Here is a 12493-nt window from a genome sequence, read left to right as displayed (position 1 = left end):
AGCTGGGCTGGTATGCCTAATGGCTGGTGAACGTCATCGCGTTTGCGACAGGCCCGCGTCACGCGCCTTCCGGTCTGCGGCCTTCTCGGCGAGATCGGCCGCCCGGCGGGCCTCGTCGTGTTTGGCGGCCCGGGCCTCGCAGCGTTGGCGCAGCTCATCCAACTCCTCCACGGTGAGGTGCTCGATGCCGATGTAGCGGTTCTGGGCGGCGCTGGTCCGGATCAGCTCGTCAAGTTTGGCCTGGATGGCGGCCCCGTCTCGGTTCTGCGTGTTCTGGATCAGGAACACCATCAGGAACGTCACGATGGTGGTGCCGGTGTTGATGATGAGCTGCCAGGTGTCCGAGTAGTGGAACAGCGGCCCGCTCACCGCCCAAGCCAGGATCACCACCAGGCAGAGGAGAAAAGCACTTGGCCGGCCGGCGGCGTGGGCAATGGCCGAGGCGAACGTAGTGAAAGCCTCGCCGAGCGCCATGCGCAGGTCTCCTGGTCGAAGGCATGGCCTATGGCACCGCTATCCCACCCTCGCCAGCAGGATCGCGGTCCGGACGGCCACCCGTCGCCGGGCAACGGTGACGTCCTTGCGCCGCATGGCCTCCGCGGCTTGGCGGCAGGCGGCTACGGCCGCGTCGATGTCGAGGGTCAGACCAGCGGCGATCTGGCGGGGCCCAGACGAGGGGTGGGCAAGGTAGCCCATCACGGCGGCGTCGACCTGCTCGTCAGTCAGGCGCTTGGCCGTGCGGAGGTCTGCGATGGTGGCCATGAGCGAGCACCTACAGCTGCAGGCTGGAGCGAAGCTGTCCTGCGCGGCCCCAGGCTGCCGCTGGAGCCCGTCAGGGCCTCGTTGGCGGCCGAACAGCCTTGGCCGCCAGGGGGGGTTGAGCCCGCAAAGCTTAGCAGCCGTCCAGACCCGCCCAAAGCCCGGGAAAGGGCATTCCGTTTGGTGTCGTGGAGAGTGGGAACAACGGCGGCCTCTGCCGCCAGCGGCCGCGAAAGGGTCAAGATTTCAGCTGCGCTGACTTGGGCGCAACCGCAGGGGCGCTCTCATGGCCCAGGTCCGCGTTCTCGACCCGATCACCGGCCGGATCGTGATCATCATCGTCTCGGACTGAAGCTCGTCCCGCTCGCTAGGCGGCGATGACGAGTCCGGTGAGCAGGATGAGGAAGAAATTCGAGAAGAGGAGCGCGCGGATCATGGCGGCCTCCGTCCTGGAGCGCCGCCATGATGATCATGCCAGTGCCGCCGTAAAGCGATTGGAAGCGCCGCCAGCGGCGTTTTCTACACCTGAAGCTTGGGAGAAGGCAGCCCGCATGCGCGAAAGCCGGCCAGCGGGCGCCTAATGACCAGGAAACGGTTATCTGGGCCGTAGGGTGTTGCGGAGGGCAGGGCCATCAGCGTCGTAGCCGCGACGCCTCATGCGGGTCTCGCCAGCCGGATCGCGGTCCGCACCGCTATGCGCTGCTGGGCCTCGGGCGCATTCTCTCGGGCGAGCACCTCGCGGGCGTATGGGTCGGCGAGCATAACCGCGGCGAGATCCAAGGCGACGCCCTCCGTGATCAGCCGCAGGCCGGGTCTAGGGGCGTCGAGATAGTCGCAATGGCCGATCCGGCCATCATCTGGCCTGCGCCTCGACGCGAGGCATCGGCGCGACTTGGAGCGCTCGAGCCAGCCGCGAGCGCGAATCCCTGTCCATCACGACGGCGGCAGCCGCGGCGATAAGCCCGCTCACGACGAAACTCACAAACGCGATCCGAAGAGTGTGCACGAGCGGCGTCCTAGAGCGGGGTCCGAGCGGGTTGAAACCGTGGTGATGGCAACGCGTTGGCCGGTCCCCGGGGGGGCGGCTCAACGGAGGTGGCCCATGCCCTCAGCTTTGTCTGTCGACCTGCGCCAGCGCGTCGTCTCGGCCGTTGCAGAAGGCGCCTCCTGCCATCAGGCCGCCGCGCGCTTCGGGGTCAGCGTGGCCAGCGTCAGCCGCTGGTCCAGGCAGCAGGAGGGCCAGGGAGATGTCACGCCCAAGCCCATGGGCGGCGACCAGCGCTCGCAGCGCATCGAGGCTCATGCCGAGCTCATCCTGCAGACCTACCAAGCCCACCCGCAGAGCTTCCTGCATGAGCTCTGCGAGACGCTCCAGGAGCAAGGCGTTCCGGTCAGCCGCAGTAGCCTGTCGCGCTTCTTCGCCCGGCACCGCATCACGCGGAAAAAAGGGCGACGTACGCAGCTGAGCAGGAGCGGGAGGATGTAAAGGCGGCTCGTGAGGCGTGGTTTGCCGGCCAGCTTGAGCTGGATCCGGAGCGACTGGTGTTCCTGGATGAGACCGCCGCCACCACCAGCATGGTCCGCCGCTACGGCTGGGCCCCGCGCGGCGAGCGTTGCCGCCTCGCGGCACCCGCAGGGCACTGGAAAACCACCACTGTGATTGCCGGGCTGCGCACGAGCGGGCCTGACGCGATCGCTCTGCTGGACGGCCCTGTGACGGGCGAACGCTTCCGCGCCTACGTGACCGACACCCTGGTCCCCACCCTGAGACCCGGCGACACCGTGATCCTGGACAATCTGGGCGCTCACAAGGTGGCCGGCGTGCGCGAGGCGATCGCGGCAACCGGGGCCCGGCTGCTTTATCTTCCTCCGTACTCACCTGAGTTCAACCCGATTGAGCAGGCCTTCGCCAAGCTGAAAGCGCTGTTGCGCAGGGCGGCGGCCCGCAGTGTCAGTGAACTCTGGGCGGCGATCCACCAAGCCTTCAAATGCTTCTCGCCGGCTGAGTGCCGCAACTACTTCACAGCTGCTGGATACGAGGATGATGCTTACGCTTCAACCTGATCGGGAGCGGCTCTAGCTCGCGCCGCTATAGCGCTCCGCCTCATTGCAGACTGCAGCTCACGCACCACAGTCTGCGCCGAACCAGCGACTCACCCAGAGACTGGCAACCAGTTGCCAACGGGGACTCCGCCCGGAAGTCGTCCACGAAGCGCCGGCAGTTCGCGAGGGTCTCGACCCACTCGTCCGGCCTGAACCCGGGGCACGGCGGCTGGCCGGGTGACAGGCTGGTGAGCCCGCGGCTCTATTCGACGACGGCGGGGGATAGAGCGTTGAGCGTGGCCGAGTCGGACATGGCGGGACGCTACCCGCGGGCGAGGCCGTGCGCGAGAGCCACCAAGCCTCACTCTCCCCGGATCATCACGACCTTGATCCTGGGCGCCTCAGACTCTCGGATACTGTCTGCCGTCGCGCGCCCGCCCGGCACCTCTCCGCGGCGGGCCTTTTCGTTTGGAAAACCAGCTGTAAGCTCTTGAGATTTCGTATCTCGGAATTCAGGCATTTTGCAGAAATGCTCAATTGGATCCGCGCTTTAGGCTAGCTTGAGGTGCTAGTTGGGCAACCAGTGGAGGTTCGAGTCCTCTCGGCCGCACCATCCTGAAAACACTTGTGTTTTTGGAATGGGCGCAAAGCAGGCGGGCAACACGCCGACCCCGGTTTTGCAAACGCTTTTGCAGGTTCCGACCATCATTCGTTCCCGGTGACCGCCTTCCTGCGGTGCTGGTCGAGCTTGATGATGGCGCTCCGCGCGAGGCTTCGGGTCCGCGCCAGATAGACCTCCGGAATGCGATTGACCGATGCCACGGTGTGGCCGGCGGTGTGCGTCCTTCGCCCACGAGTCCCCGTCCGGCGTCGTCGGGATCGTGACAGGAGGAAGCGGCAGCCCCGACCGGCCCCGAGCGGCGATCAAGCGCATGGTCGATGGCTTTGCGGTTCCAGCGCCGCGTCCCGCTCCTCGAACGCCTGCAGGCTCTGTCCCTGGTGCGGTCTGAGACGCGTGCCATGGCCGTCCGCTCGTCGCCCTCTGCGAACAGAGGCCCGTGAGGCGGGCGCAGGCCATCAGGTCACGCCTCCATGCGGTGCAGCTATGCGTTGCGGAATGGTGCGGTGCGAAACAATCCCCGCTACAAACATTGCAGTGCACAACGCCGGAGGGCCGATGGACACGCTCGCCATGCCGCTTGCATCGGCGGCATTCTTCACACTCGGATGCGCTGTCTTGCAGACGTTCCGCCAGTATGCGGACCACATCACGCCTGTTCTCATGTGGGCCGCAATGCTGTTGATCGTGGCGATACTGACGGTCGCCAGCGTGCAATACCAGCTCGCACGGGGCGGGGCAGGAGATATGCTCCTCTTGGAAGCCTGGATGGCGACGATCCCGTAAGGGCCGGGGCCGAACTCGGCCCTCTCCGCGATGCCGTCGATCACGAGGGACGACTCACCGCCTCAAGGTTTCTTGGAGCCTCAAGGTTTCCTGGAGAAGGTGGAGTGATACCGACGGGCCTTGGAAATGACCGTTGGTTCCGTTGAGCAAAACGGATACTTCAGGCAGGCGCGCGCGCGGTGCGGCCGAACATGCGTGACCACAGGCCGCCAACGATCGCCCATGTGTCGAGGTTGCGGATGTCCTGGGAGTATCTTGAGCTTGTCCTTCGGGTAATCGAGGGCGAGCGCGCCGATAATGGTGCGCTCCAGCACGTCGAGCGGCTCGTTGTAGGTCGGGATGAACACGTCGACGGCGGGCAGGTCCTTCGGGTCCCGGGCGAAGAACTCCCGTTCGAGCCGGTCGGCCTCGGCGCTGCGGTTCACGTAGCGGCTCATCGCCGTCAGGAACAGCAGGATGTCCGCAAAGGCGCCGAGTTCAACCAAGAAGACGAACCACGCCCAGAAGAAGCCGAAGCTCCAGTCCGCCGGATAGGGAACGACGGTGGAGAAGAAGCGCCAGACGAGGTAGCGCAGGGCGATTGCGAGCACGGTCGCGCCGACTGTCGCAAGGGCAACGCTTGAGAGCGTGGCGGAGGTCTTCACGCCCGTGACGCGATGGCAACCGCATGGGGGCTCGCCAGGACGGCCACGTCGAAGCTGATCCCTTCCGCAATCAGCGCATGCCGGGTGTGGATCATCCGTCTGTTAACGCCTTGGCTTTATGCCTGCTCTTCACGAACGGTCAACCACGGACGCAAAGGGGCACGGTCGTGCTAGACATCGTCCGGATCATCGCTGCCGCCGCCATACTGCTCGCGTGGAGCCACATCGCTCCTGCTCTGTCGGCGCCCGGAGCCTTGCCTGGGCAAGCGCCTCCCGTGCAGGATGTCGCTCCGGAAAGAGAACCGACCTGTCCTCCGTGGGCTTGGCCTTAGATCGGCCGAGCGATCGCCGTTTCGGACGGCGATGGCTCTGCTCGCCCACGCTCCCGTAACGCCATCGAGACTGAACGGCTCGCCGATTGCGGGTCGGTCCGGCATGCGGCGACAGGGCGAGCAAGCCGGATGAACAGGCCGGCTGCCGTGCCGTTAACCATCCACGACTGGACCAAGCTGGGAGTGGGTGGAATGAAGACGCGCATTTTGCTGTCAGGCGCTCTGCTCGCAGCCGTCGCGCTGGCGCCCATCGCCGCTGATGCTCGCGGGATTGGCGGGTTCGGGGGCGGTGGCTTCCATGGCGGTGGCGCCGGGTTCGGCAGCGGCGGGTTCCGGGGTGGCGGGGTCGGTGCTGGCGGTCTCGGCGGCGGTGGCTTCCGCGGGGCGGGCCTTGGTGCCGGTGGGCTGGGTACCGGCAGTGTCCGCGCGGGCAATGTTGGCTCAGCCGGTCTCGGCAACGGGAGTGTTCGCGCAGGGAGCATCGGCGCAGGCGGCTTCCGCGGCGCAGCCATCGGCGGGGGGGCCATGCGCGGGGCCGGAATCGGGGCGGGGATGAACCGCGGCCCGATCATCGGGCACGGCTTCAACGGCCGTGGCGGCGTCGTGGGCGGTCATGCGCGCCATCCCGGCTATGGCCGTCACCACGGCTACGGACGGGCTGTCGGCTATGGCGCTTTGGGTCTCGGTCTGGGGCTCGCGACAGGGTACGGGCTGGGCATCTACAACGACACCACGGACGAGTGCGCTTACAGGCTGCGCGAGGGGCTGCCGCTGCCGGCGTATTGCGAGGATGCCTATTACGGGACCGCGTATTGAGGGCTGCAAGGCCCGCCATGCGCACGTTGGCGCAAGCCCCGGCCGTTGGCGTGCCGGGGCGTGTCCCTTCGAGTGCGCTCAGGAAATGATGCTCGTTGGGATGAGTTCGCCACCGGCTACGCCGACCCTGGGGGATGAAACCGCGGCTGACTGAGCGCCCCTCCCCCGATGGCACCCTCAACCGCCCTCATGCTGAGGTGCTCCGTGCGATCTTCGATCGCCGCCGCCTCAGCGGAGCGCCCCGGCGGCCCGCGCTTCGCCCTCCGGCACGGTGCCGAGCAGCAGGGCGACCCCACGGAGCCGGCCGCCCCGCCCTCCCGGGCGCATCAGACCAGCCCCGCCAAGTGCAGGACCACGCCCGCAGCCGAGCAGGCCGCCAGCGTCGCGATCATGCCGATCTTGAACCGGAATACGGCCACGGCAGCCGCGAGCGCCAGGAGCAGGGCGAAGGGGTTCACGCTGGCGGGCACCGGCAGGTCGAACCGGAGCGGCCCGACTGCGAGGGGCCGCACCTGGCCGAAGACGGTGTGGAGCGCAAACCAGACCGCGAGGTTGAGGATCACGCCCACCACGGCCGCGGTGATGGCCGCCAGCGCGCCGGCGAGGGCCGGGTTGCCGCGCAGGCGCTCGACGTAAGGAGCCCCGACGAAGATCCAGAGGAAGCAGGGCACGAAGGTCACCCAGGTGGTCAGCAGGCCCCCGAGCGTCCCGGCGACGAGCGGCGGCAGCGAACCGGGGGCGCGGAAGGCGGCCATGAAGCCCACGAACTGCGTGACCATGATCAGCGGTCCGGGCGTGGTCTCGGCCATGCCGAGCCCGTCGAGCATCTCGCCGGGCTTCAGCCAGCCGTAATGCTCCACCGCCTGCTGCGCGACATAAGCCAGCACCGCGTAGGCGCCCCCGAAGGTCACCATGGCCATCTTGGAGAAGAACACCGCGATCCGGCTGAACACGTCGGCTGGGCCGAGGGCGAGCAGGATGGCGGCGACCGGCAGCAGCCAGAGGCCCGCCCAGAGACCCAGCACCCGCAGGGTGTCCCGCGGCGCTGCCCGTTCCTGCGGGAGCTCGTCATCACCGAGCAGGAAAGGGCCCTCAGCGACCGTGTCGGACGCGCCGTGGCCACCGCCGGCCTGGAACTCCGGCCGACCCGCCCGCCCGCCGAAGTAGCCGATCACGCCCGCCGCCAGCACGATGAGCGGGAACGGCACATCAAGGAAGAAGATCGCCACAAAGGCCGCTGCGGCAAGCGCCACCATGATCCGGCTCTTCAGAGCGCGCTGGCCGATCCGCCGCACGGCCTGGAGCACGATGGCGAGCACCGCGGCCTTGAGGCCGAAGAACAGGCCGGCGACCAGGCCGACCTGGCCGTAGAGGGCGTAGATCCAGCTCAGGGCCATGATCGCCAGGATGCCCGGCACGACGAAGAGCCCGCCCGCGACGAGGCCGCCGCGTGTGCCGTGCATCAGCCAGCCGACATAGGTGGCGAGCTGCTGAGCCTCGGGGCCGGGCAGGAGCGTGCAGAAATTCAGGGCGTGCAGAAAGCGGTGCTCGGAGATCCAGCGCTGCTCCTCGACCAGGATGCGGTGCATGACCGCGATCTGCCCGGCCGGGCCGCCGAAGGACAGGGCGGCGACCCGCAGCCAGACCGGCAGGGCTCCGGCGAGGGTGACAGACTGCGGCGGGCCAGTTTCGGCCGCCGCCCCAGCCGGCGCGGCGTTCACGGCGGTGCTGCCCATGGTCAGCCCCCCGGCTTCGGCTTGTTGGTGGGCCAGTTGTGGGTCTCGTCGGTGGCGTCCCGGCACCAGCGGTAGAAGGCGTCGTAGAGCAGCATCCCGGCATCGAGCTGCGCCAGATCGTCGGCATACATCCGCGACAGCCCGAGCGAGGCGGCGAGCAGACCGGCTGCCTCGGGGGCGAGATCGAGCCGCGCCGTATCGGCGCCGCGCACGATGGCCGCCAGCCGGCGCAGGGGCTCGGTCCCGAGGGTCAGCTCCTCGACCATCACGTCGAAGCTGCACCGCTCGCCCCGGTGGCTCCAGAACACCTCCGGGCTGTCGATGTCGAAGGGCGCGCCACCGAAGCCCTCGGCCACCGCCTCGACCTCGGAGGGGGGCACGAACAGGAACACGGCGGCGGGATCGACGAAGCGGCGGATCAGCCACGGGCAGGCGATGCGATCGATCTTCGGTCGCGCGCGCGTGACCCACACGGTCCGGCCCAGGGCATCGCGGGCGGGCAGCTTGTCGGCCGGCACCATGGGCAGGCCGGCCGCATACCAGGCATTGGTGCCGCCCTCCAGCACCTCGGCCGGCACCCCCTCCTGCCGCAGCCAGGCGGCGACGCCGTGACTGAGCTTCTGGCCGCGCCGGCAGATCACGATGGCATTGCGGCCGAAGAGTGCGCCGGCCCAGGCTGCCACGTCGCCCCAGGGGCGGCGCATGGCGCCCGGAATCAGCCGGGGATCCGCGGCGAAGTCCTCGTCGGTGCGGACGTCGAGGAGCACCGGGCAGCCGGGGGTGCCGAGGAGGCGAGCGAGCTTGTCGACCGGAATAGAGGTGGGCGTGGCCATGGCGCGTCCGTGCAGTGAAGCAGATTGGACGCGATGCTTCGGCCGGAGCCTCGTGAGGAGATCGCCATCCCCATGGCGCCGACCCTATGCGGCCCGGAAAGCCTGTCAAGGGCTCTCATGAGGGCCCGGCCGACAGGCGGGCCGGGCCGCCGGCCATGCTCCGGGACCGGGCCTTCTCCCCTGCATGCATCAAGCTCGACCAGCATCGCCGCGTGAAGAAAGCGGCGTCAGCGCGGCGATCAAGCGGCACGGCGGCATCGCCCGCAATGCGGCCCGTCACGCGAAGGAAAGCTTGCGCAATCCGGGGCGGGTGTTCACGCCCATCCACCCGTCCGCCAGCGACCCGATATCGAGCGCGACGCCGCCGCTCTGCTTGATCCTGTGGCAATACAGCTTTCCGAGCAGGCCGGCGGCCACCAGGTACAGCTTGCCGTTCAGCGGCCTCGACAGAGCCTCCATGATGGCGAGGAACCGGTCCGGCCAGTGCGTCCCCTCGACCGAGGCGGCGGCCAGAAGATGGCTGTGCCCCTTCTCGCCGGGCACGTGATGGTAGTCGATCTCCGAGAATCCGAACTCGGCCTTCAGGATCTCGGGAAGGTCGTGATGGCACGCGATCAGCCCGATCGAGTCCTGCTGCCGCATCAGGTGGTACAGCGCCTTGGATTCGTGCAGTTCCAGGCTGATCAGCTGCGAGCAGGACGCCGCATGCGGCGGGCGATCGACCCGCAGCAGGTTGACCAGGGCCGAGATGCCGGTGACGCTGAGGAGCTTGTATTCGTGCCGGATCCAGTCCGGATAGGGCATGCCGACGATGTCGGCGTCCCGCATCAGGTCGGAGATCCGACAGGCCGTGGCGAGGAAGCCGTCATCCTGGATGTCGACCGTGCCGGCGAACCAGACATGCGCCCGGTCGCGGCGATTGTGCAGGTAGAGGTTCGGGAAGCGCCTCTCGTCGCTGTCGCTGAGGCGCACGAAGGCGCCCTCTCCGTCACCGACCCGGATCAGGCTGAAGCCCGTGCCGGCATCGAGCGCGGCCGCGGCCGCGGCCGTGACACCGTGAGCGGACAGGTAGCGGGGCGAGCTGCTCAGCGCCGTCGCCATCGCGAGCGCGCGCTCTCTCGGGTAGTCCGCCACGAAGAGTCCGAATTCCCGGATGACCCGCGCGGTCGTCTCGATCGCATGCCGGTCCGGGTGTCCGAGGATCGGGATCCTGTCGATGGCCGCGTCGCCCGCGGCCGTTTCACCCAACGAATACAAGATCCTGGCCGCCACCAGATTGGTGCGGTCCTCATGCGGATGGTGCGCCAGGATCTCCTGCAGGGTGAGCAGGGCGTCGGAATGGCTGCCTTCGTGAAGATACAGGATGGCCTTCTCGTAGCGCGACGGGATATCGCGCGGCTCCGCGCAGGCGAGGCGGTCGAAGACCGACAGGGCCTCCTCGCGCAGGCCGGCGTCTCTCAGGACGATGCCGATATTCACGAGGTCGAGGGGCGGCAGGCTCGCCGACAGGCTGGTCGTCGCGATGGCACGCAGCCGATCCGGGTCGGCCGCAGCCGCGCGAGCTTCCTCCAGGAGGTCAAAGGGCCTGCTCATCGATCTCTCAGCAATGCAATGCCTCGGGCGCCGACGGTGGTGGCTTCATGCCAGATGCGGGCCCGGCTGGAAATGCGACTACGTTTGCGACAATACCAATACAATACCACTACAATGAAGGCCGAATCGTCGATGCGGCACGGCTCCCCGGGGGGCGTGACCGCTTCCCGAGCGAGATTTCGGTCCGGCGGAGTTGTGCTATGCCGGCACCCGCTGCCACACGCGGAGGCCTCATGTCCGACCTCACCCTCGATTCCGCCCAATCCATCGTGGCAACCGCCCTCACCACGGCGCGCGAGCTGAACCTCAAGCCGCTTGCGGTCGTGGTGCTCGATGCGCGCGGGGCTCTCAAGGCGGCCGCCGTCGAGGACGGGACGAGCCTCAGGCGGGCGGAGATCGCCGCCGCCAAGGCCAACGGGGCGCTCGCCCTCGGCATCGGCTCGCGGGCGATCGGCGCGCGGGCCGAGGCGCAGGCCTATTTCGTCGCGGCGGTCACGCATCTCGCGGGGCCGGCCGGGCTGGTGCCGGTCCCGGGCGGCGTGCTGATCAGGCGCGAGGGGCGCGTTCTCGGTGCGGTCGGCATCTCGGGCGACACCTCCGACAATGACGAGACGGCGGCGGTTGCGGGCATCGAGGCGGCCGGGTTCCAGGCCGAGACCGGCGCCTGAGCGCGGCATGCGCCGCCGCGACCTCCTCGCGGCCCTCGCCGCCGCCTCCCTCGCCGGGCCCGCCCGCGCGGCGGGTTCCCCCGTCTATCGCCGGGGCAACGGGGCGGATCCGGAGACGCTCGACCCGCACAAGACCTCCACGCTGGCGGAGGCCACGATCCTGCTCGACCTCTTCGAGGGCCTGACCTGCTACGACGCAGGCGGCAATCTGGTGGCGGGAGCGGCGGAACGCTGGTCCACTACGCCTGACGGGCTGACCTGGACCTTCACGCTGCGGCCGGAGGGCCGCTGGTCGAATGGCGACCCGGTTGTGGCGGAGGATTTCTTGGCCGGCCTGCGCCGGGTGCTGAACCCGGCGACGGGCGCCAAATACGCGAGCGTGCTGTTTCCGATCCGCCGGGCGGAGGCGGTGAATCGCAGCGCGGCTCCGGTGGAGGAACTCGGCGTGCGGGCGCCCGATCCGCGCAGGCTGGTGATCGAACTCGAGCAGCCGACCCCCTACCTCCTCGAATTGATGACGCATCAGGCGAGCACGCCGGTGCACCGGCCCTCGCTCGCGCGCCACGGCGACGCCTTCAGCCGGCCCGGGAACCTCGTCTCGAACGGCGCCTACCTGCTGCAGGATGTCTCGCCGAACGACCGGATCACGGCCGTGCGCAACCCGCATTACCGCGACGCGCCGAGCGTGCGGATCGGCCAAGTGGAGTACATCCCGACCCCGGACCTCGCGGCGGCGGTGCGGCGCTTCGCGGCGGGCGAGATCGATTCCCTCGACGACCTGCCGGCCGACCAGATCAAGGCGCTGAAGGCGCGCTTCGGGCCGCAGGTCTGGCTCACGCCGGCGCTCGGCGTGCTGGCGCTGATGGTGAACCTGCGGAAAAGCCCTCTGGGCGACCGGCGAGTGCGCCAAGCCCTCTCGCTCGCCATCGACCGCGAGTTCCTGGCCGAGGCGGTCTGGGGCGAGACGATGCTGCCGGCCTATTCCCTCACGCCGGCTGGGCTCGACAATGCCCTGCCGCCGCCCGAGATGCCGGGCCGGGAGCTGTCGCCCCTGGAGCGGGAGGACCGGGCGGTGGCCCTGCTGCGGCAGGCCGGCTTCGGGCCGGGCGCGACGCCGCTCACGGTCGAGATCCGCTACAACACCACCGACAACAACCGCAACATGATGGTGGCGATCGCCGATATGTGGCGCGTCCTCAACGTGAGGACGAGCTTCGTCAACACGGATGCGAAGACCCATTTCGCCCATTTGCGCGACGGCGGGCCATTCGACCTCGCCCGGATGAGCTGGATCGCCGATTATTCCGACCCGCAGAACTTCCTGTTCCTGGTCGAGAGCGGCAATGACGGCTTCAACTCGGGCCACTACGCCAATCCGGCCTATGACGCGCTGATGCGGGAGGCGGCGGGGACGGTCGATCTGGAGCGGCGCGCCGGTCTCCTCTACCGGGCCGAGGAGATCTTTCTGGCCGACCTGCCCTGGATCCCGCTGCTGCATTACCGGCACAAGCACATGGTGGCGCCGCGCCTCAAGGGGATGCAGCCCAACATCCGCGGCGTCGCGCCGACGCGCTATCTGTGGCTCGACGGATGAACGGGCATGTCACGGGGTCCGGGGCCCGAGGCCCCGGCGGGTCCAGGGCAGAGCCCTGGTGGGGCTCCGG

Annotated in this window: 11 protein-coding genes and 1 pseudogene; 5 read left to right on the top strand and 7 right to left on the bottom strand. The window is 68.6% G+C overall.

All coding sequences use genetic code 11. The annotated features are described in order from the left end of the window. Nucleotides 1-33: 33 nt before the first annotated feature. From MNOD_RS28895 to MNOD_RS49425, 3 genes are all read right to left on the bottom strand, one after another. Nucleotides 34-474, bottom strand: coding sequence for a low affinity iron permease family protein (locus tag MNOD_RS28895; RefSeq protein WP_015932522.1), 441 nt, complete (start codon nt 472-474; stop codon nt 34-36). Between the two features lie 39 nt (nt 475-513). Next, nucleotides 514-762, bottom strand: a complete 249-nt coding sequence (locus MNOD_RS28890; RefSeq protein ID WP_015932521.1) for a hypothetical protein — start codon at nt 760-762, stop codon at nt 514-516. Nucleotides 763-1413: 651 nt separating this feature from the next. Beyond that, complete coding sequence (locus MNOD_RS49425; RefSeq protein WP_083786598.1) at nt 1414-1605, bottom strand: hypothetical protein; 192 nt, start codon at nt 1603-1605, stop codon at nt 1414-1416. Nucleotides 1606-1861: 256 nt separating this feature from the next. Here MNOD_RS49425 and MNOD_RS44120 point away from each other — a divergent pair. Together MNOD_RS44120 and MNOD_RS28870 are read left to right on the top strand one after the other, a co-directional pair. Next, nucleotides 1862-2823, top strand: a protein-coding gene (locus MNOD_RS44120) for an IS630-like element ISMno11 family transposase (RefSeq protein WP_076611772.1) whose coding sequence is annotated in 2 segments (ribosomal slippage) — nt 1862-2201 and nt 2201-2823 — 963 coding nt in all. Because the reading frame shifts where the segments join, the coding sequence is not laid out codon by codon here. 1156 nt (nt 2824-3979) lie between these two features. Next, complete coding sequence (locus MNOD_RS28870) at nt 3980-4207, top strand: hypothetical protein (RefSeq protein ID WP_015932520.1); 228 nt, start codon at nt 3980-3982, stop codon at nt 4205-4207. A 251-nt stretch (nt 4208-4458) separates the two neighbouring features. On the opposite strand, the pseudogene MNOD_RS28865 reads toward MNOD_RS28870, so the two are convergent. Continuing rightward, nucleotides 4459-4851: pseudogene (locus MNOD_RS28865) on the bottom strand (Curdlan synthase); the annotation flags it as partial. Between the two features lie 524 nt (nt 4852-5375). On the opposite strand from MNOD_RS28865, the gene MNOD_RS49420 reads away from it, so the two are divergent. After that, entirely contained in the window at nt 5376-5999 is a 624-nt protein-coding gene (locus MNOD_RS49420; protein WP_244424583.1) for a hypothetical protein, read from the top strand. A 326-nt stretch (nt 6000-6325) separates the two neighbouring features. Here the strand turns inward: MNOD_RS49420 and chrA are convergent, their stop codons facing one another. The 3 genes from chrA to MNOD_RS28845 all read right to left on the bottom strand — a co-directional run bounded on the left by chrA (nt 6326) and on the right by MNOD_RS28845 (nt 10161). Beyond that, the gene (chrA, locus tag MNOD_RS28855) at nt 6326-7735 is read right to left on the bottom strand and encodes a chromate efflux transporter (RefSeq protein WP_015932515.1); all 1410 of its coding nucleotides are present in this window, start codon (nt 7733-7735) and stop codon (nt 6326-6328) included. 2 nt (nt 7736-7737) lie between these two features. Further along, nucleotides 7738-8568, bottom strand: a complete 831-nt coding sequence (locus MNOD_RS28850; protein ID WP_015932514.1) for a chromate resistance protein ChrB domain-containing protein — start codon at nt 8566-8568, stop codon at nt 7738-7740. Between the two features lie 276 nt (nt 8569-8844). Continuing rightward, nucleotides 8845-10161 (bottom strand): GT-D fold domain-containing protein, encoded by a 1317-nt coding sequence (locus tag MNOD_RS28845; protein WP_015932513.1) that lies wholly within the window; start codon nt 10159-10161, stop codon nt 8845-8847. Nucleotides 10162-10394: 233 nt separating this feature from the next. On the opposite strand from MNOD_RS28845, the gene MNOD_RS28840 reads away from it, so the two are divergent. Both MNOD_RS28840 and MNOD_RS28835 read left to right on the top strand, forming a co-directional pair. Then, nucleotides 10395-10829, top strand: a complete 435-nt coding sequence (locus MNOD_RS28840; RefSeq protein ID WP_015932512.1) for a GlcG/HbpS family heme-binding protein — start codon at nt 10395-10397, stop codon at nt 10827-10829. A gap of 7 nt (nt 10830-10836) precedes the next feature. Next, entirely contained in the window at nt 10837-12423 is a 1587-nt protein-coding gene (locus tag MNOD_RS28835; protein ID WP_015932511.1) for a peptide ABC transporter substrate-binding protein, read from the top strand. Nucleotides 12424-12493 lie beyond the last annotated feature (70 nt).

The sequence above is a fragment of the Methylobacterium nodulans ORS 2060 genome (assembly GCF_000022085.1).
GTDB classification, from domain to species: Bacteria; Pseudomonadota; Alphaproteobacteria; order Rhizobiales; family Beijerinckiaceae; genus Methylobacterium; species Methylobacterium nodulans.
Note: the sequence above shows the minus strand (reverse complement) of the source record. Positions and strands in the feature narration are given on the sequence as shown.